Here is a 17854-nt window from a genome sequence, read left to right on the forward strand (position 1 = left end):
TCGATTCCCGCCCCGCACAGCACCGCACCGCACCTCACGCCTCCCCAGCCTCGTCGCTCGCTCGGGGCTCCCTTCGGTCGCCCACTACGCTTGCGACTCCCTCGCGCGGCGCCCCTTCGCGGCCGCCGGTGGCGGCCGCTCGGAGGCGCGCGCCACCGCGGTGAGTTATAACGTGTAGTCGTGCTCGCCGGTTTCGGAGTCGAGGAACGCCGTCAGCAGGTCGATCGTCGCTTCGATGTCGTCGCCGTCGGCGGTCTCGGTGACGGTGTGGAGGTACCGCGTCGGGATCGAGATGGCGCCGACGGGCTTCGCGCCGGCCGTGTTCTGGAACCCGGCGGTGTCGGTCCCCCCCGCGGGCAGCACCTCGTGCTGGTGGGCGATGTCCTCCGCCTCGGCCACGTCGGTCAGCCGGCCGTGGACCTTCGGGCTGGTGATCACGGAGGAGTCCTTGAGCTTGATCGCGGTCCCCTCGCCGAGCTCGGTCACGGCGTCGGCCGGGTCGCCGATCTGAGGGACGTCGTTGGCGACGGTGACGTCGAGGGCGACGGCGAGGTCGGGGTCGATGTCGACGCCGAGCGCGCTGGCGCCCCGGAGCCCGACCTCCTCTTGGACCGTCGCCGCGAAGTGGATCGTCACGTCGGGGTCGTCGATCCGGCGGGCGGCCGAGAGCATCGCGAACACGCAGACCCGGTCGTCGAGCGCCTTCCCGGTCACCCGGTCGCCCATCCGGGTCGTCGTCTGGTCAAGGGTGACGAGGTCGCCGACGCCGACCAGCTCCTCGACCGCCTCCGGGTCGCGCCCGAGATCGATGAAGACGTCTTTCACCTCGTCGGCGGCCTCCTTCTGTTCGTCCGTGAGCGTGTGCGGCGGGACGGAACCGATGACGCCGGTGAGGTCCTCCTCGCCGTGAACGGTGACGCGCTGCGCGCGGAGCACGCGGGCGTCGAACCCCCCGAGCGGGTCGACCTGCACGAACCCCTCGTCGGTGACGTGTCGGATCATGAAGCCGATCTCGTCCATGTGGGCCGCGACCGCGACCGAGTAGTCCGAGTCGCCCTCGACCGTCCCGACCACGTTCCCCATCGCGTCGGTGCGGACCCGGTCGGCGGTGTCCGCGAACTCGCGGCGCACGATATCCCGGACGTCGTCCTCGTACCCCGGGACCCCGCGGGCCTCGGTCAGCTCTCGGAGCAGGTCGAAGTCGAAGTCGAACGACATGGGCGGACGTTGTGGCTCGACGGCAAAGACGGGCCGGTTCCGGCGCGGCCGTCGCCGCTCCCGCGCCCGGCCGGCGACGCTCGCACTCCACCACCGGGTCCGCGTCGTCGCTTACAAATGGCAAACTCGTTTATCGTTGTCCGCAACGCTTTTGCGGCGGCTTGCGGGAAGTGAGTGTATGAGTGATGTCAGAGCGGAACTCCGCGAACAGTTCCTGGACGCGTTCGGCGGCGCCGACTTCCCGGTCGAGAACCAGATGGATCTCGTCCCGGCGCTCCCGGACGGCCCGGCGACGCGGTTCGAGGCCGGCGACGTGAGCCTCACGGCGATGGAGCTGGCCGCGAAGCTCGGCAGCGAACAGGAGTTCCCCTACGACACCGCCGAGGAGCTCGTCGACGACATCCTCGACGGCCTGGAGTCGAAAGGGATGATCTGACGCCGCCCCGGGTTTTCCGACCGGTCTGCTCTGATCCGGAGCGCGTCGCTCGCCGGACCGCCGGCCGGGCGAGGGGTTGATACGCGCCGAGCCATTACCCGGGGCGTGGTCGTCGAGCTCATCAGCGCGGTGCCGCCGTGGATCCTCGTAGGGATCGCGCTCGGCGGCGTCGCGTCCGCGCTCGCGGCGCTCGTCTTCTACCTCGGCAACCGGTTCGTCGCCCCGAGCGTCGCCGCGGCCGGCGACGACCGGACCGCCGCGGGCGACGAGCGACGACGCCGGGAGATCCGGGAGTACCTGACGGCGGTCGACGAGCGGTTCCGCGAGGACCACGCGTTCGGCGAGGTGGCCGTCCCCTTCTACCTCCCCGAGCGCGAGGTCGCCATCACGTTCGATGCGCACGACTACTTCAGACTGGAGGGCGAGGGCGTCTACACCGTCCTCTGCGAGCACGAGATGCCGGGCCGCGGGCTCGGCCGTCGCCTCCCGTTCGACGTGATCGAGCCCGATTGGGGGCCGGACCTGTCAGCCGAGGGCGGCGGCCGCGACCCGGTCGCCGCGGCGTTCGCGGAGCTCGACGTCGACCGCGACGCCGACGCCGACGAAGTGAAGCGCGCCTACCGGGAGCGCGTCAAGGAGACCCACCCGGACCAGGGCGGCGACGAGGAGTCGTTCCGGCGCGTCCGCGAGGCGTACGCGACCGCCCGCAACCACGCCGGCGGCGCGGGCGAAGAGAGCGGCCGGAACCGACCCGCCGCCCGGACCGACGGAACCGACCCCCGGACCGACCGCACCGATCCCCCGACGGGCTTCGGGCGGTGACGGGCGTCGCCTTCGCCGAGCGCGCGGCGTACCTCGGCCGTCACGACGCGCTCGTCGTCGCCGACCTCCACGTCGGTCGGGGAGAGGCCTCCGCGCTCTCGCTCCCGATCGGCGAGCGCGAGGACCTCGTCGATCGCCTGACTGCGCTCCTAGATCGGTTCGACCCCGCGACCGTCGTCGTCGCCGGCGACGTCGTCCACACGTTCGACCGAGTCAGCGACCGGAGCCGCGGGACGCTGGCCGCGCTCCGCGACGCCTGCGAGGGACACGGCGCCGCCCTCGAACTCGTCGCTGGCAACCACGACACCGCACTCGCGAACGCGTGGGACGGCCCGGTGCGCGAGGAGTACGTCCTCGGCACAAGCCCCGAGAGCCCGAGCGACGGCGCTGACCCCGACGCGCCTCGTACCGTCGTCTGTCACGGCCACGAGCCGCCGTCGGCCAGGGGAGACCGGTACGTGATCGGCCACCTCCACCCGACGATCGAGATCGAGGGCGACCGCCGCTCCTGTTTCCTCCGCGGCGAGGGGGTCTACCGCGGCGCCGACCTCCTCGTGCTGCCCGCGTTCACCCGGCTCGCACCGGGCGTGGCAGTCAACGACATGGGGACCGGCGCGTTCGACTCCCCGCTCGTCACCGACGCGGACCGGCTGGCTCCGGTCGTCGTCGATCCGGACGCAGGCGGTGATGGGGGCGGTACCGGAGACGCGCTCCGGTTCCCGCCGCTCGGGGAGTTCCGCGAGCTGTTGTGAACGCTTTTGTCGGTCCGTGAGTACTGTGACCTATGAACACGGAGAACGCCTGCCTCGGCTGCGGCGAGGCCTTCGACTGGGGCGAGGGCGAGTGCCCGGAGTGCGGCTGGGACCGCGACGAGTGGGCCGCGGGCGGCCGACACGGACTGGAGAAGGAGGGCCACGGCGAGCCCGAAGAGGACGGCGGGTCGGGAGGCGGCGGGCTCGGCGGACTCGGCCCGATCCGCTGAGGGCGGGACGCCGCTCAGTCGTCGGTGCCGAGCGTCCACGTCGACGTGAACTCGTCGACGTCGCCGTCGTACGCGAGCGACCCGTCGGGGTCCGACCTGTCGACGTACGACGCTCCCGACCCGTCCGGGCCGTCGGGCCCGTGGCGCGCGCGGTGAAGCGCGTCGCAGACGGCGCCCTGGCCGCCCATGTTCACGCTCGCGAGCCGGGACCGCTTCTGGACCACGTCCAGCCGGTCGGCCGGGATCGGGTCGGCCTCCGGCGTCAGGAACAGCGTGTCGTCCGGTTCCGTCACGTGGCCGCTCGTCTCGACGCGGTCGATGTAGTCGGCGACCGGCGCGGCGTCGACGACGACCGACAACCCGTCGAGGTCGACGTGCGCCTCGTCGCCGACGACCGTCAGGTCGGCCCGTTCGAGCGAGACGACCTGCTCGGGGTCGACGCCGGCGTCGAGCAGCGTCTGGACCGCCTCGCGCTGTCTGGAGACGCGAGCCTTGTCGGCGATGGCGGCCCGGACCTCGGCCACCCCGCCGTCGGCGTCCGGGAACGTCTCGCCGAAGGTGTCGCGTGCGTTGACGCCGGTCGTGATCTCCGCGCCGTGCATGTGGTCGCACAGCTCGATCCGCGCCTCGCGGACCCAGTCGAGCGCCTCGACCTCGTCGCGGGCGTCGGTCGCCATCATCCACGCGAAGGCCGGCGAACACCACGCCGTCGGGAGGGTGAACCGGACCTCGACGCGGTCGCCGTCGGTCTCGATCGCGTCGATGTAGTCGAGCTCGACGATGGAGCGGGCGAGCTCCGGGTCCTCGACGCGGTCGAGTCGCTCCCTGACCGCCGAGACGTCTCGGGGGTCGCCCCGGGAACTGGTCGACCGCTCGCCCGCGTGACCGCCCGTCGAGTCGGCGCTGCTCCCCGACATCAGTCCGCCGCGGCCCCCGCGTCGCCGCCGTAGTGGGCCCCGAGGTCGAACCGCTCGGTGATGTCGTCGTCGCGGAACTGCCGCTTCTTCTCCTCGATGTCGATGTCGTACAGCTCCGCCACGTTCTCGCCCATGATCTTCTTCATCGTGTCGACGTCGAGCTCGACCCCGTACTCGTCTTTCTGCTCGTCGGTGAGCTCCGCGTTCATCACCTGGTCGACGAGCCAGTCGGGGTTCCACAGCGCGTAGTCGGAGCCGAACAGGATCCGGTCCTCGCCGAGCCAGAAGAGGAGCTCGCCCATGATCTCGCCGAACTTCCGCTCGCGATGGGTCGACATCGCGGAGGCGACCGCGAGCCCGCCGTAGACGTTCGGCTCCTGGGCCGCGATCCAGCAGAAGTCGTCGAGCCGCGGGAGCCCGACGTGGTTGACGATGAAGTTGAGCTCCGGGAACGACGAGGCGGCGTCGTCGACGTCTTTCACGTCGAACGCGTCGCGGTTCAGCGGACGGATCGTCGGCCCCTTGTGAGCGTTGATGTTCTCGATGCCGAGCTCCGCGCACTTCTCTAAGAACTCGAAGGCGTCGTCGCTGTCGAGCCGCCACCCTTTCGAGTCGTCACGCCACTCGGCGGTGTACAGCTTCACGCCGGGGATGTCGTACTCCTCCTTGAGGTGTTCGAGGTAGCGCAGGCCCTCCTCGCCGTCACGCGGGTCGAAGCTCCCGTTCAAGACGAACCGCTCGGGGTACTCCTCCGCCAATTCGGCGTTCTGCTCGGTCGTGTTGAACCCCTCGTCGTAGAAGTCGTCGAGATACGTTGGCTGGAAGATCGCCATGTCGGCGGCCGCGTTGCCGAACAGGTCCTCGGTCATCTTGTCGGCGCCGTAATGCCGGTACGTGTCGATGTCCCACTGCTCCTCTTCGGGCGTGAACCCGGTGTGGTAGTCGTAGAAACACTGGAGGAACTGCTCGCCCCCCTCGTGGATGATGTTCTCCTCCCGGGCGTCCCACATGTGAACGTGGCCGTCGATGACGAATATCTCCTCGCCGTCCATCTCGTACATACGAGTAGGCGTGGGGCGTGGTCACACATAACTATAAGGATCGTTCAGTATTTTTACTGTTAGTCAACCGACTCCCTTCGCGGCGGTCGGCCGGAGCCGGGCGGTTAGGTATCCATAACGAACGTTTATGATGGGGGCCGAGTGTGTGTGTAACACATGCAAGCTGCCAGACTCCACGAGTACACGGAGGACATGACAGAGGGACTCACGATCGACGAGGTAGACCGACCGCACGCGACGGGCGCGAGCGACGTGATCGTCGAGGTCGAGGGCGCGGGCTGGTGCCAGACGGATAACCACATCATCGAGGGGATGTGGGAGCAGTACGTCCCGCAGGACCTCCCGATGACTCTCGGGCACGAGAACGCCGGCACGGTGGTCGAGACGGGCGAGGACGTCACCATCGTCTCCGAGGGCGACCCGGTGATCTGCCACCCGGTCCAGACCTGCGGCACCTGCCGTCCCTGCCGGCTCGGCGAGACGATGTACTGCGAGAACGACGCGTTCAACGGCCTCACGGTCGACGGCGGCTTCGCCGAGTACCTCCACACCAGCGAGCGCTCGGTGATCCCGCTCCCGTCCGGCGTCGAGCCGATCGACATCGCGCCCCACGCCGACGCCGGGATCACGGCGTATCACGCCGCGAAGAAGGCGGTCGCCGACCTGAACCCGGGCGACCACGCGGTCGTCATCGGCGTGGGGGGACTGGGCCACATCGGCCTGCAGTGCCTCGACGCGATGAGCGCGGCCCGGATCACCGCGGTCGACCTGAAGGAGTCCGCCCTGAACCTCGCGGACGGGTACGGCGCGGACCACCTGATCAACCCGGGCGAGGCGGACGTCGCGGCCGAGATCGAGGGGATCACCGACGGGACGGGGGCCGCGCAGGTGCTCGACTTCGTCGGAGAAGACGTCACCACGGCGTACGCGCCCGACATCACCGCCGCCGGCGGCGACCACCACATCATCGGCTACGGCGGACACGTCCACGAGCCGGCGCAGGCGCTGGTGAACGGCGAGTTCTCCTTCGTCGGCAACATCGTCGGCCGGTACGCGGAGCTGCAGGAGCTGGTCGCACTCGTCGAGCAGGGCGACGTCGACCTCCACACCAGCCGGTACGACCTCGGCGAGGTGAACACGGTCGCCGAGAAGCTCGAACACCGCGAGATCGACGGGCGCGCCGTCATCACGCCGTGAGCCGGTAGCTCAAATCGACGTTTCACCCACGCCAAACGCTTTCACCCGGGCCCGCGACCGGCGAGTATGGACGATTCGCTCGGCTCCGGATCGAGGCGCTCGTCGCCGCGGCGGTGGGCGCTGCTCGCCGGCGGCTACGCGTTCGGCTGCGCGACCCTCACGGCGTTCGCGCTCTCCAGCATGCTCGGCCTCTTCGCGGAGGTGATCGGCCTCCCGGCCGCGTTCGCGATGCCGCTCCTCGCGGCCCCGGCGCTCGTCGCCGGCGCGGGCGTCTGGTGGGCGATCGTGGAACGGTCGGGGACCGTCACGTACCTCCGGGGGGCCGCGTTCGGCCTTTTTACCGCGCTCGTCACGGGAGGCCTCTGGACCGCTCGGTTCGTCCTCGTCTGGGGGCCGGAGATGCTCGTGGCCGGCCCCGTGCCGCTGCTCGTCGGGTTCGTGCTCGGCGCCGTCGCCGTCGCGGGCGTCCTCGTCGGCCTCCCGATCACGTACGTCCGCCGGCGGAGCCGGGAACGATCGGGGGCCGCCGCGACCGCTAACTCCTTGTGATCGGCGCGCACACCGATCGCGTATGGACGAGAACGGCACCGGCGCGAACGCGCCGGCAGAGGCCGCCGCGCCCGGGCGCGAGGACGCGACCGATCCGCTCGCGGACGCGGACGTCTTCAGGGTGCTCGGGCCGGACGGGAGTCCGCTGCCGGACGCGACGCTCCCGGACCTCTCCGACGAGCGGTTCCGCGAGATCTACCGCGACCTGGTCACCACCCGCCGGTTCGACGAGCGCGCGGTGAGCCTCCAGCGACAGGGCCGGATCGGGACGTACGCGCCCTGCGCCGGACAGGAGGGGTCGGCGGTCGGGTCGACCCACGCGCTCGCCGACCGCGACCTGATCAGCTACCAGTACCGCGAGCACGGCGCGGTCGTCGTCCGCGACCTGCTCTCGGAGTACCTCCCCTACTGGATGGGTCACGAGTCGGGGACCGAGGCGATCGCCGAGGGCAACGTCTTTCCCCTCAATATCGGGATCGCGGCGCACCTCCCACACGCGGTCGGCGCCGCGTGGGCGTTCGACTACCGGGACGAGGACCGGATCTCGGTCGCGCACTTCGGCGACGGCGCGACCAGCGAGGGCGACTTCCACGAGGCGATGAACTTCGCCGGCGTCTTCGACGCGCCGACGCTGTTCTGCTGTCACAACAACGGCTGGGCCATCTCGATCCCCGAGTCGCGACAGACCGCGAGCGACACCTTCGCGCAAAAGGCGGCCGCCTACGGGTTCGAGGGCGTCCGCGTCGACGGGATGGACCCCCTCGCGAGCTACGCGGTCACGCGGGAGGCGGCCGAGCGGGCGCGGGGAGAGTCGGACGGCGACGACCCCCGCCCGGTCCTCATCGAGTTCGTCGAGTACCGATTCGGCGCGCACACCACCGCCGACGACCCGACCGCCTACCGCGACCCCGACGACGTGGAGCCGTGGCGCGCGCTCGACCCGCTCGATCGCATGGAGGCGTTCCTCCGGGAGACCGGGCGGATCGACGACGCGGGGGTCGAGGCGATTCACGAAGAGGCCGACGAGGTCGTCGCCGACGCGATCGACTTCGCGGAGTCGATCGAGGCCGACCCGAGCGACATGTTCGACCACGCGTACGCCGAACTCCCGCCCGAGCTCCGCCGGCAGCGCGAGGAGCTGCTCGCGGCGGTCGACGAGCACGGGGAGGCGTCGTTCCTGCGGGAGGAGTAGGCGCTCGGAGAGCGTTCCGCGACGGCTACAGGTACTCGCCCGCCGCGGCGGCCGCCGTCCGCCCGCTCTCCAGCGCGCCCTGGATCGACGACCACTCGGTGTAGTCGCCGGCGAGGACGACCGGCCCTTCGGGGTCGTCGGGGTCCGGAAGATCGGCGTGGACGCCCGGCGGCTGCGCGAACTGTGCGAACCGGATCCGGTGGACGTCGAGCGTCTCTAGTCCCCCGAAGCCGCGGTCGGGATACCACGCCGCCAGCGCGTCCCGGACGTCGTCGCGGAGCGCGTCGGCGGGCCGGTCCAGCGACGCCTCGCCGAGGAACGTCGCCGCGAGCAGCGCGCGGTCGTCCGGCGCGTACTCGGGCGCGACCTCCGACATCGGGACCACGGCGTTCGGCGACTCGCTCGCGGCGTTGAGCAGGATGCGCCCGCCGGTCTCGAACGACTCGCCCGCCGGGAGCGCGTACCACCCCGTCACGTTCGGCACGCCCTCGGTCGGGATCGACTCGACGCCCGTGAGGCGCCGGGCCTCGGGCGGGGTCGCCGCGACGACGACCGCGTCGGCCTCGCGCGTCGAGCCGTCCGCGAGCTCGACGGTGGCGCCCGCGGCGTCGCCGCTTCCCGTGCGGAAGGGGATCCGCCGCTGACCCGCGGTCCGGACCGACTCCACATCCTCCCCGGTCTCGACGTCGACACCGGCCTCGCGGGCGCGGGCGGCGAGCGCCTCGGGGATCGCACTCATCCCCTCGGCGGGGACGCCGATGGCGCCGCGGCTCATCGCCCGGAACGTGTACTCGAACACCTGCTTCGAGGTCGAGAGGCCCCGATCGAGCGTGATCCCGCCGTAGAACGGCTCAACGAAGTGCTCGACGTAGTCGTCGGCGAACCCCCAGTTATGGAGATACTCGCGGATGGGGATGTCTCGGCCGGCGAAGAAGTCGTCCTCGTCGCGCTTCGAGAGGTCGTACCGGAGCGCGAGCGTCCGGAGCTTGTCGGAGAACGAGACCTCGTCGTTCAAGAGCGACGGGATCGCCCCGCGGGGGTCGCGGAGCGGGTCCGAGAGCGTCGAGCGCGACCCCGGCCGGCAGATCGTCGCGCCCGGGGCGAAGCGCCGGACGTCGAGGGCGTCGGCGTCGAGCTCGGCCGCGACTGCCGGGTAGCTCGTGAACAGCACCTGGAAGCCGCGGTCGAGCGTGAAGCCGTCGACGGTCTCGGTCCGCTCGCGACCGCCGACCTCGGGCCGTCGCTCGTACAGCGTCACGTCCGCGCCCGCCTCGGCGAGCCGGCTCGCCGCGACGAGGCCCGCGAGCCCGCCGCCGACGACGGTAACGTCTCCGGTCATACGTGAGGTATCGAGTTGTGGGTTTATAAGCGATCGATGACGGATACGTGACCGATTTCTCTGCGGTGAACACCTCCAAAGCCCCAGCCGCGTCGCTGGCGCCGACGGCGCCAGCGACTCCCTCACGCGTGCACCTCGCGCCACCGCACCGGTCAGGTAGCTCTTCGGCCACGGTTCGAGGCCGAGTGAGAAGCGATTAGTCGCCGCCGCCGCAAGGGTTCGTATGGAGCTGACGGAGACGACGACGGCGTTCCGCGGGCTGGAGAGTCGCGCGTCGGGGCGCGTCCACGAGACGGCCGACCCGACGGCGGTGTCGCCGGAGGAACAGGCGCGGGGGCTCGACCCCGCCTACGACTACGACGCGGTCGATCCGGAGGCGCTGCTGGCGGGGCCGCGAGACGGCCCGGCGGGGACGGGACGCGGCCACTGGCGCTTCGACGCGCTGCTCCCGTTCCCGGCCGAGACCGCCATCTCGGCGGGCGAGGGCGCCACGCCGCTCGTCCCGACGGAGCGGCTCGCCGACGAGCTGGACGTGGAGTCGGTGTACGTCAAAGACGAGGGGCGCAATCCGACGGGCACCGTGCTCGACCGCGGGCTCTCGGTCGCGCTGACCGCGGTCGGGGCGCGGGCGGCCGACGGGCAGGACGTCGAGCCGCTCGCGTGCGCGAGCCCGGGGAACGCCGGGCAGTCGATGGCGGCGTACGCGGGCCGGGCGGACCTGCGCTCGTACTCCTTCGTCCCCTCGCGGTGCGCCTTCTCGAACAAGGCGATGACGAACGTCCACGGCGGCGACATGCGCGTGGTCGGCGGCCGGTTCCCCGACGCGGCCGCGGCGGTCGACGAGCAGCTGGAGACGGAGTACACCGACCTCGGCGAGTTCGCGACGCCGTACCGCCACGACGGCGTCAAGACGCTCGCGTTCGAGCTGGTCGCCGACCTCGGCGCGGCGCCGGACGTCGTCGTCGTCCCGACCGGATCCGGCGAAGTCGTCGCGGGCGTGTACAAGGGGTTCAGCGAGCTGGAGCGGGTCGGCGCGATCGACGCGGTCCCGCGGATCGTCGCCGCGCAGGCGGCGGGCTGCGCGCCGATCGCGGCCGCGGTCGAGCGCGGCCTCGACGAGCCGGAGCCGTGGGAGACGCCCGACACCATCTGCGGCGAGCTGGAGATCGCAGACCCCGCGGGCGGCGCGGCCGCGGTCGAGGCGGTCACGGAGAGCGGCGGGACCGCCGTGGGCGTCGAGGACGAGGACGTGCTCGCGAGCGCGGTCGCCGTCGCGCAGAACGAGGTGATGGAGATGGGCGCCACCGGCGGCGCCGCTCCGGCCGGCGCGTGGGCGCTCAAGGAGGAGGGCTTTTTCGACGGCGGCGAGACGGTCGTCCTGATCAACAGCGACGCCGGGCTCAAGACGCCGGACGTGCTCCGCAGCCACCTGATGGGCCAGGGGATCTGACCCGCGGTCGCCGTCGACCGCATTCCCCGACGCCGACGCCGGCGCGCGGTCAGGCCTCGCGTTCGAACGACGGGTCGAACAGCCGCGCCGACATCGGCGCCGGGTCGCCCTCGGTGAGGTTGTACGCGGAGAAGTCGGTGACGCCCGCCTCCCGGAGCAGCGCCTCGTCGTAGAAGCTCTCGCCCGTGCACTCCGCGGGGTCGCGCGCGAGGATCTCGAGCACCGCGTCGGAGACGACCTCGGGGGTGCGCCAGTCGTCCTCGGTCCCGAGCCCGAAGTAGCGGGTCGCGCGGGTGTCGATCGTCGTCACCGGCCAGAACGTGTTACAGCCCACATCGTCGCCGGCCAGCTCCTCGGCGAGCGAGAGCGTGACGAACGACATCCCGAGCTTCGACCACGCGTACGGCGCCTTCCCCGGCGCGCGGTCGGTCGTGACCGGTGGCGCGTTCGTCAGCAGCCACGCCCCGTCGAGCCCCGCGAGGTGGTCGGCGAACGCGTGCGCGACGAGGTGGGTCCCGCGGACGTTCACGTCGGTCAGGAGATCGAAGCGGTCGGCCGGCAGGTCGGCGATATCCGCCAGCTGGATCGCGCTCGCGTTGTTGATCACGATGTCCACCTCGCCGAAGCGGTCGATCGCCTCCTCGACGACCGCCTCGACGCGCCCCTCGTCGCGGAGGTCGAGTTCGAGCGCGAGCGCCTCCGGCCCGCGCTCGCGCACCTCGCGGGCCGTCTGCTCGATCGACCCCTCCAGCTCGGTGTCGTCGTCGTCGGTCGTCTTCCCCGTCGAGACGACGTTGCAGCCGCGGTCGGCGAGCGCGAGCGCGATCCGCTTGCCGATGCCGCGGGTGGTTCCGGTGATGAACGCCGTCGAGCCCGAGAGGTCGGGAGCCGCGCGTGCCATGGCTCCGATCCGGCCGACCGGCGTATAATTCCCGGTGTCGAAGCCGGGGTTCGAGGCTCCCGAGCGGGTCGGCGCGGGGTCTGCCGCGGGAGGCGGACCGCGGCCGGAGCCGCTCGCCCCAGGGAACCGTTTTTACGTCGGCCCGCGTACGTGCGGACATGTACGTCCGCGACGCCAAGAACCGTGACGAGGCGTGGTTACTGGACGCGATCGAGCGGCTCGGGCTCGACGACGTCGCCTTCCGGTCACGGGACTACGTGATCGCGGTCGACCAGGAGTCGGGCGACCGGGCCGGGTTCGGCCGGCTGCGCCTGCACCGCGGCGACGAGGGCGAGGAGAACCGGATCGAGCTCACCGGGATCGGCGTGCTCCCCGAGTGGCGCGGCCGGGGCGTCGGCGCGCACGTGGTCGAGCGCCTCGTCGACACCGCGGCGGCGGACGGGTTCGACGCGGTGTACGTGCTCACCGACCAGCCCGACTACCTGACCCAGTTCGGCTTCGACGAGGTCGACACCGACGAGCTCCCGCCGGCGCTCTCCGACCGGCTCGACGAGAAGCGCGAGTTCCTCGGCGGGGGCGTCGTCGGCCTGCGGCTCCCGGTCGACGAGTTCGAGATGCCCGACCGGTTCCGCGAGGCGTTCAAGAAGGCCGAGCCGGCGGCGGCCGCCGAAGACGAGACGACCGAGTCGGCGGAGGACTTCGGGATCGACCCCGAGTCGGCGACGTACAAGTACGACACCGGGCGGTAGGATACGGAGGAACGGACCGCCGGCCGCGACCCGACCTCGCGGCGCCCCGCCGACCGCGACCCCGGCGCTTATCGCTCCGCCGACCGACGACCGGGTATGGACCTGATCGAGGCCGCGCGCGACGCGCTCGACGACGCGCACGTCCCGTACTCCGACTACCGCGTCGGCGCCGCGCTCCGGACCGCCGACGGCACCGTCTACACGGGCTGTAACATCGAGAACGCGAACTACTCCAACAGCCTCCACGCCGAGGAGGTCGCGCTCGCGGAGGCGGTGAAGAACGGCCACCGCGAGTTCGACCGCATCGCCGTCGCCTCCGGCGTCCGCGACGGCGTCACCCCCTGCGGGATGTGCCGGCAGACGCTCGCGGAGTTCGCGGCCGACGACCTCGTCGTCGTCTGCGACGAGGGCGACGGCGAGACCAGCGAGTACACGCTCGGCGAGCTGCTCCCGAACACCATCTCCGAGGGGACGCTCGACGACGCGAGCGAGGTCTGAGGGCGCGGACGGGACGCTCGGGACCCCGAGAGCCGCCGGTCGGGAGGACCGGGAGCCGCCCGCCGGGGACCCCGAGACGGAACTCCTTTTAAACGGCTCGCCGAAGGGCGGGGACATGAGCGACGAGAGCGAGACCACCGCCGACGAGGCCGCGAGCGGCGACAGCGAGGACCCCAACGACGAGGTCGGCTACCACGTCGAGGTCGGGCCCGACGACGTCGCGGACGCCGTGCTCCTCCCCGGGAACCCGGAGCGCGTCGACAAGGTCACGCCGCTGTGGGACGATCACGACGAGGTCGCGCACCACCGCGAGTACCGCACCGCGACGGGGACGTACGACGGCGCGCCGATCTCCGTCACGTCGACGGGGATCGGCTCCCCGTCGGCCGCCATCGCCGTGGAGGAGCTCGCCCGGGCCGACGTCGACACGTTCATCCGGGTCGGCTCCTGCGGCGCGATCCAGCCCGGGATGGACGTGGGGGACCTCGTCATCACGACCGGCGCGGTCCGGCAGGAGGGGACGAGCGACGAGTACGTCCGCGAGGACTACCCGGCCGCCGCCGACGGCGAGGTCGTCTCGGCGCTCGTCGCCGCCGCGGAGCGGTTGGGGTACGACTACCACACCGGCGTGACGATGAGCGCCGACTCCTTCTACGCCGGGCAGGGCCGCCCCGGCTTCGAGGGGTTCGAGGCGGCCGGCTCCGACGAGTTGGTCGCGGAGCTGCGGGAGGCGAACGTGAAGAACATCGAGATGGAGGCGTCGGCGATCCTCACGATCGCGAACGTGTACGGGCTCCGAGCCGGCGCGGTCTGCTCGGTGTACGCGAACCGGGTCACCGGCGAGTTCCGGACCGAGGGCGAGTCGCGGGCGGCGGAGACCGCGAGCCTCGCCGTGAAGCTCCTCGGGCGCATGGACGCGGTCAAGCGGGAGGCCGGCGCCGACCGCTGGCACGCCGGGCTCTCGCTGTAGACCGGGGGCAGTCCGCCGGTCTCCGCCGCCGTCACGGACGTTCCAAAGCGACTTTACCCGCGCACCGCGGAGCGACAGACATGAGCACTCAGGTCGTCGTCGTCGGCTCCGGGTACGCCGGCGCAGGGGCGGTGAAGGCGTTCGAAGACGAGGTCGGGGAGGGCGAGGCGGAGCTCACGTGGATCTCGGAACACGACTACCACCTCGTCCTTCACGAGGTCCACCGCGCCATCCGCAACCCCGCGGTCGCGGACAAGATCACGATCCCCGTCGACGAGATCAAGTCGCCCGAGTCGGAGTTCGTGCAGGGCCGCGTCGTCGACGTCGACACCGACGAGCGCGTCGTCGAGACCGACGACGGGACGACCGTCGACTACGACTACCTCCTCCTCGGCGTCGGCTCCACGACCGCCTTCTTCGGCATCGACGGGCTGAAAGAGCACGCCCACCAGCTCAAGAGCCTCGACGACGCGAAGGCGATCCACGAGGACGTGCGGTCGGCCGCGGCCGACGCGACCCGCTCCGACCCCGTCGAGGTCATCGTCGGCGGCGCCGGGCTCTCCGGCATCCAGACCGCGGGCGAGATCGCGGAGTACCGCGACAAGCACCGCGCGCCGATAGAGATCACGCTCGTCGAGGGGCTCGACGAGGTCTTCCCCGGCAACGACCCGCAGCTCCAGGGCGCGCTCCGCCAGCGGCTGGAGGACGCCGACGTGGAGATCCTGACGGGCGACTTTATCTCGGAGGCCGACGAGGACGAGGTCTACCTCGGCGGCGGCGACGAGGAGGAACCCGAGGAGCTCCCCCACGACGTGCTGGTCTGGACCGGCGGCATCACGGGGCAGCCGGAGCTGGAGAGCGTCGAGGTCGAGAAGGACGAGCGCTCGAACCGCGTCCACGCCGCCGCCGACTTCGCCACCAGCGACGACCGCGTGTTCGCCATCGGCGACACCGCCCTCGTCGAGCAGGGCGACGGCGACGTGGCGCCGCCGACCGCGCAGGCCGCCTGGCAGGCCGCCGAGGTCGCCGGCGAGAACCTCGCGCGGGCCGCCCGCGGCGCGCCGCTCCAGTCGTGGGAGCACAAGGACAAGGGGACCGTCATCTCGGTCGGCGAGGAGGCGGTCGCCCACGACGTGATTGGGATGCCGATCAAGACGTTCGGCGGCACCCCGGCGAAGCTCCTGAAGAAGTCCATCGCGGTGCGGTGGATCGCGAAGGTCTCCTCGACCGGGCGCGGCGTGAGCGCGTTCGGCGACATGTAGGATCGGTACGCACGACGCGGTCGAAGCGGCTTTTCGCGGCTCCGCAAGGTTCGGACTCGACAGCGACGGTGCTCCGACCCTCGGTCGGGTTCGCGCTCTCGGTGGAGTCTGGCTCTCGACGGCTGAGGCGGAAGAGAGGAAAAGAAAGGGAGGAGAGCCGGCGTCGACGGCGAGCGGTCAGTGTTCGGCGGGCTCGTCGGGGGCGCGGTCGCGCGCCGTCGCGGGTTGTGCTTCGAGCGACTCCATGCCTCTCGGTTGTGGCGCGGGCGGGTTAACGTCGACGCTCTGTGGCCTCGCCGCTGTGGGGCCTCGACGCGGTGGAGTCTCGACGCTGTGTTCTCTCCGCGCTCTGTGTTTCCGCCGTCGCGCTCGCGAGGCTTGCGCTCCGTCTGTTCTCGAATGGTGCTGTCTGGAGTGATATATATCGCTCTTAGCAAGAGCCATATCTCGTTCCGTCGCGACATCCGATAGCCGCATGGTTTCACAAACGGCAGCCACGTTGCCCGCGGCGTTCGATCGGCTCCGCGTCGGGATCGCGCTGTACGATGTCGACGACGCGACCATCCGAGACGCGAACGACCGGCTGGAGGCGCTTCTCGGCTACACGGTCTGCGACCTGCGCGGCATGCCAGTCGAGCGATACACCGCTAACACGTACGGCTTTTCGGCGGAGGATTTCGCCGAACGGCTCCGCACCGCCGTCGAAGGCGAACCGCAGCGGTTCACGTGGCGGGTCAAACGGGCAGACGGCGAACTGGTCTGGACCAGCGTGTCGCTCACGCAGCGAGGCTCCGACGGCGACGCGCGCGCACTCGCCGAGATCCGAGACATCACCGACTACTACACCGCGAGCCGTCGGGAGACGCTGTTCTGGCGCGTCCTCCGTCACAACCTCCGAAACGAGACGAACAAGATCGTCGGCTACGCAGAGCAGATACGTCTGGCGGCTGCGACCGACGGCTGTCGAATCGCGGACGAAGACCGCCGGATCGCAGACGAGGAGACGCGTAGGCACGTTCGCGACGCCGCTGCGTCCGTTCGCTCGACCGCGATGGACCTCGGCACGGTCGCGACGTCGGTCAAGGAGATCCAGCAGGCCGCGGTGCAGTCGAAGACGGACCGGTCACACCGGGCGGCGACCGAGGCCGTCAGGGACGTCGTCGCCGCACTCGACTCGACGTATCCGAACGCGACCGTCCGGGTGGAAGAGCGCCGGTCGATGTGGGTGCACGTGGACGCCGCCTTCGATCACGCGCTCCGCCACGCGATCGAGAACGCCATCCGACACGGTGACGGCTCCGACCCGGTCGTCGAGGTGACCGTGGGTCCCTCGCCCAACACCGGGCGGGTGGAGATACGCGTCGCCGACCGGAATCCGCCCATTCCGCAGACAGAAATCGACGCACTCGACGAGTTCGCCGACCTGACGAGCACGCGCCACGGAACCGGCGTCGGTCTGTTCGTGATGAAGTGGTGCATCGAGTCGATCGGCGGCGAGCTGGCATTCGAGCGCCGAGAACCGCGGGGAAACCTCGTTCGGCTGTACCTCCCCGCTAGAGACAGCCCGCACGGGGTGACGGGCGATGAGACGAGATGACGGACGACGGGCGAGGTGACGGGCGATGAGACGATCCGAACGACGGTGCCAGCAGGCGGGTCGATTCGAGCGGGTGAGACGAAGGACGAAAGTACCCGCCACCCCTACGCGTCTGGCGTGAAGGAGTACGAGCGAAAGGGGCTCCTCGAACGCGTCAACCGCGAGGCCGCGACGGTGGGCGCGGACATCCCCGAGGAGATCGAGGTCCAGGGCGAGCCGATCGACCTCCGATCGTTCGTCTTCGAGATCAAGCGCCGCGACTCGGTCCCTCCGGGAGAGCGCGAGCGAGTCGAGCAGGCGAAGCGGAATCTCCGGCGCGAGCGGCTCGAACGGCTGGAGCCGATCGAAGACAACGAGGTGAGCTACGCGGAGGGCGAGGCGCTCGCGGCCTCGATAATCGGGATCGACCGCGCGCTCGAGGCGCTCGAGGGGCTCGACGCGGCCGACCCGGAGACGGAGGCGAGGCGGCAGGAGACGGCCGACCGCAAGCGGTGGATGAACTTCTTAAAGAAGGCGCTGGGCCGCGAGGACGCCGGCGGCGGTCGAACTCGATTTTAACTCGGATCGGTCGCCCGACCGAACCTGAGTCGGTAGTCGTAGTACCGCCCCGCGTACCGGAGCATCCCCGATCCCGCCTCGGTGCCCATCGCGTCCGACTCGATGTCCCCGTCGAGATACGGCCGCTCGTGGAGCGCGCGCAACACGGCCCGGTAC

The 17854-nt window shown here is 71.0% G+C and carries 19 protein-coding genes; 14 read left to right on the forward strand and 5 right to left on the reverse strand.

Features of this window, described 5'->3' with window-relative positions:
* Positions 1-165 precede the first annotated feature (165 nt).
* Entirely contained in the window at positions 166-1218 is a 1053-nt protein-coding gene (locus SD626R_RS12740; RefSeq protein WP_092566722.1) for a M42 family metallopeptidase, read from the reverse strand.
* A 178-nt stretch (positions 1219-1396) separates the two neighbouring features.
* On the opposite strand from SD626R_RS12740, the gene SD626R_RS12745 reads away from it, so the two are divergent.
* From SD626R_RS12745 to SD626R_RS12760, 4 genes are all read left to right on the forward strand, one after another.
* Entirely contained in the window at positions 1397-1654 is a 258-nt protein-coding gene (locus SD626R_RS12745; RefSeq protein WP_092566723.1) for an MTH865 family protein, read from the forward strand.
* 105 nt (positions 1655-1759) lie between these two features.
* The gene (locus tag SD626R_RS12750) at positions 1760-2476 is read left to right on the forward strand and encodes a J domain-containing protein (RefSeq protein ID WP_092566724.1); all 717 of its coding nucleotides are present in this window, start codon (positions 1760-1762) and stop codon (positions 2474-2476) included.
* Positions 2473-3228, forward strand: a complete 756-nt coding sequence (locus SD626R_RS12755; RefSeq protein ID WP_092566725.1) for a metallophosphoesterase — start codon at positions 2473-2475, stop codon at positions 3226-3228. Before SD626R_RS12750 ends, SD626R_RS12755 begins: the two co-directional genes overlap by 4 nt.
* 32 nt (positions 3229-3260) lie before the next feature.
* Positions 3261-3458, forward strand: coding sequence for a hypothetical protein (locus SD626R_RS12760; protein WP_092566726.1), 198 nt, complete (start codon positions 3261-3263; stop codon positions 3456-3458).
* A 14-nt stretch (positions 3459-3472) separates the two neighbouring features.
* On the opposite strand, the gene SD626R_RS12765 is transcribed toward SD626R_RS12760, so the two are convergent.
* Together SD626R_RS12765 and SD626R_RS12770 are read right to left on the reverse strand one after the other, a co-directional pair.
* Entirely contained in the window at positions 3473-4375 is a 903-nt protein-coding gene (locus tag SD626R_RS12765; protein ID WP_092566727.1) for an iron-sulfur cluster assembly protein, read from the reverse strand.
* Positions 4375-5436 (reverse strand): amidohydrolase family protein, encoded by a 1062-nt coding sequence (locus tag SD626R_RS12770; RefSeq protein ID WP_092566728.1) that lies wholly within the window; start codon positions 5434-5436, stop codon positions 4375-4377. Before SD626R_RS12770 ends, SD626R_RS12765 begins: the two co-directional genes overlap by 1 nt.
* A gap of 156 nt (positions 5437-5592) precedes the next feature.
* Between SD626R_RS12770 and SD626R_RS12775 the strand changes: the two genes are divergently transcribed.
* The 3 genes from SD626R_RS12775 to SD626R_RS12785 all read left to right on the forward strand — a co-directional run bounded on the left by SD626R_RS12775 (position 5593) and on the right by SD626R_RS12785 (position 8374).
* Complete coding sequence (locus SD626R_RS12775; protein ID WP_092566729.1) at positions 5593-6633, forward strand: NAD(P)-dependent alcohol dehydrogenase; 1041 nt, start codon at positions 5593-5595, stop codon at positions 6631-6633.
* Between the two features lie 66 nt (positions 6634-6699).
* A complete protein-coding gene (locus SD626R_RS12780) occupies positions 6700-7182 on the forward strand; it encodes a hypothetical protein (RefSeq protein ID WP_092566730.1) in 483 nt (160 codons plus the stop codon).
* Between the two features lie 22 nt (positions 7183-7204).
* Positions 7205-8374 (forward strand): thiamine pyrophosphate-dependent dehydrogenase E1 component subunit alpha, encoded by a 1170-nt coding sequence (locus SD626R_RS12785; RefSeq protein WP_092566731.1) that lies wholly within the window; start codon positions 7205-7207, stop codon positions 8372-8374.
* Positions 8375-8399: 25 nt separating this feature from the next.
* Here SD626R_RS12785 and SD626R_RS12790 read toward each other — a convergent pair whose 3' ends face one another.
* Entirely contained in the window at positions 8400-9713 is a 1314-nt protein-coding gene (locus tag SD626R_RS12790) for an NAD(P)/FAD-dependent oxidoreductase (RefSeq protein ID WP_092566732.1), read from the reverse strand.
* Positions 9714-9936: 223 nt separating this feature from the next.
* Here SD626R_RS12790 and SD626R_RS12795 point away from each other — a divergent pair, with 223 nt between their 5' ends.
* Entirely contained in the window at positions 9937-11163 is a 1227-nt protein-coding gene (locus SD626R_RS12795; RefSeq protein ID WP_092566733.1) for a pyridoxal-phosphate dependent enzyme, read from the forward strand.
* 49 nt (positions 11164-11212) lie between these two features.
* Here the strand turns inward: SD626R_RS12795 and SD626R_RS12800 are convergent, their stop codons facing one another.
* Positions 11213-12064 (reverse strand): SDR family oxidoreductase, encoded by an 852-nt coding sequence (locus SD626R_RS12800; RefSeq protein ID WP_092566734.1) that lies wholly within the window; start codon positions 12062-12064, stop codon positions 11213-11215.
* A 158-nt stretch (positions 12065-12222) separates the two neighbouring features.
* Here SD626R_RS12800 and SD626R_RS12805 point away from each other — a divergent pair, with 158 nt between their 5' ends.
* From SD626R_RS12805 to SD626R_RS12830, 6 genes are all read left to right on the forward strand, one after another.
* Positions 12223-12813 (forward strand): GNAT family N-acetyltransferase, encoded by a 591-nt coding sequence (locus tag SD626R_RS12805; RefSeq protein ID WP_092566735.1) that lies wholly within the window; start codon positions 12223-12225, stop codon positions 12811-12813.
* A 96-nt stretch (positions 12814-12909) separates the two neighbouring features.
* Positions 12910-13311 (forward strand): cytidine deaminase, encoded by a 402-nt coding sequence (gene cdd / locus SD626R_RS12810; protein WP_092566736.1) that lies wholly within the window; start codon positions 12910-12912, stop codon positions 13309-13311.
* Positions 13312-13426: 115 nt separating this feature from the next.
* Positions 13427-14281 (forward strand): nucleoside phosphorylase, encoded by an 855-nt coding sequence (locus SD626R_RS12815; RefSeq protein WP_092566737.1) that lies wholly within the window; start codon positions 13427-13429, stop codon positions 14279-14281.
* A gap of 80 nt (positions 14282-14361) precedes the next feature.
* A complete protein-coding gene (locus tag SD626R_RS12820) occupies positions 14362-15543 on the forward strand; it encodes an NAD(P)/FAD-dependent oxidoreductase (protein WP_092566738.1) in 1182 nt (393 codons plus the stop codon).
* Positions 15544-16018: 475 nt separating this feature from the next.
* Complete coding sequence (locus SD626R_RS12825; protein WP_092566739.1) at positions 16019-17140, forward strand: PAS domain-containing sensor histidine kinase; 1122 nt, start codon at positions 16019-16021, stop codon at positions 17138-17140.
* Between the two features lie 117 nt (positions 17141-17257).
* Positions 17258-17698 carry a DUF5788 family protein gene (locus SD626R_RS12830; protein ID WP_092566740.1) on the forward strand — a complete coding sequence of 147 codons (441 nt, stop codon included), beginning with the start codon at positions 17258-17260 and terminating at the stop codon, positions 17696-17698.
* Positions 17699-17854: the final 156 nt, after the last annotated feature.

This window comes from Halorubrum sp. SD626R, assembly GCF_001261915.1.
Lineage (GTDB): Archaea > Halobacteriota > Halobacteria > Halobacteriales > Haloferacaceae > Halorubrum.

What these genes read in the sequence shown, in the direction of transcription:
- SD626R_RS12760 (WP_092566726.1), top strand. Translation starts at nt 3,261, where the DNA reads ATGAACACGGAGAACGCCTGCCTCGGCTGCGGCGAGGCCTTCGACTGG.
- cdd (WP_092566736.1), top strand. Translation starts at nt 12,910, where the DNA reads ATGGACCTGATCGAGGCCGCGCGCGACGCGCTCGACGACGCGCACGTC.
- SD626R_RS12775 (WP_092566729.1), top strand. Translation starts at nt 5,593, where the DNA reads ATGCAAGCTGCCAGACTCCACGAGTACACGGAGGACATGACAGAGGGA.
- SD626R_RS12740 (WP_092566722.1), bottom strand. Translation starts at nt 1,218, where the DNA reads ATGTCGTTCGACTTCGACTTCGACCTGCTCCGAGAGCTGACCGAGGCC.
- SD626R_RS12800 (WP_092566734.1), bottom strand. Translation starts at nt 12,064, where the DNA reads ATGGCACGCGCGGCTCCCGACCTCTCGGGCTCGACGGCGTTCATCACC.
- SD626R_RS12820 (WP_092566738.1), top strand. Translation starts at nt 14,362, where the DNA reads ATGAGCACTCAGGTCGTCGTCGTCGGCTCCGGGTACGCCGGCGCAGGG.
- SD626R_RS12770 (WP_092566728.1), bottom strand. Translation starts at nt 5,436, where the DNA reads ATGTACGAGATGGACGGCGAGGAGATATTCGTCATCGACGGCCACGTT.
- SD626R_RS12785 (WP_092566731.1), top strand. Translation starts at nt 7,205, where the DNA reads ATGGACGAGAACGGCACCGGCGCGAACGCGCCGGCAGAGGCCGCCGCG.
- SD626R_RS12805 (WP_092566735.1), top strand. Translation starts at nt 12,223, where the DNA reads ATGTACGTCCGCGACGCCAAGAACCGTGACGAGGCGTGGTTACTGGAC.
- SD626R_RS12745 (WP_092566723.1), top strand. Translation starts at nt 1,397, where the DNA reads ATGAGTGATGTCAGAGCGGAACTCCGCGAACAGTTCCTGGACGCGTTC.
- SD626R_RS12795 (WP_092566733.1), top strand. Translation starts at nt 9,937, where the DNA reads ATGGAGCTGACGGAGACGACGACGGCGTTCCGCGGGCTGGAGAGTCGC.
- SD626R_RS12815 (WP_092566737.1), top strand. Translation starts at nt 13,427, where the DNA reads ATGAGCGACGAGAGCGAGACCACCGCCGACGAGGCCGCGAGCGGCGAC.
- SD626R_RS12790 (WP_092566732.1), bottom strand. Translation starts at nt 9,713, where the DNA reads ATGACCGGAGACGTTACCGTCGTCGGCGGCGGGCTCGCGGGCCTCGTC.
- SD626R_RS12825 (WP_092566739.1), top strand. Translation starts at nt 16,019, where the DNA reads ATGGTTTCACAAACGGCAGCCACGTTGCCCGCGGCGTTCGATCGGCTC.
- SD626R_RS12780 (WP_092566730.1), top strand. Translation starts at nt 6,700, where the DNA reads ATGGACGATTCGCTCGGCTCCGGATCGAGGCGCTCGTCGCCGCGGCGG.
- SD626R_RS12765 (WP_092566727.1), bottom strand. Translation starts at nt 4,375, where the DNA reads ATGTCGGGGAGCAGCGCCGACTCGACGGGCGGTCACGCGGGCGAGCGG.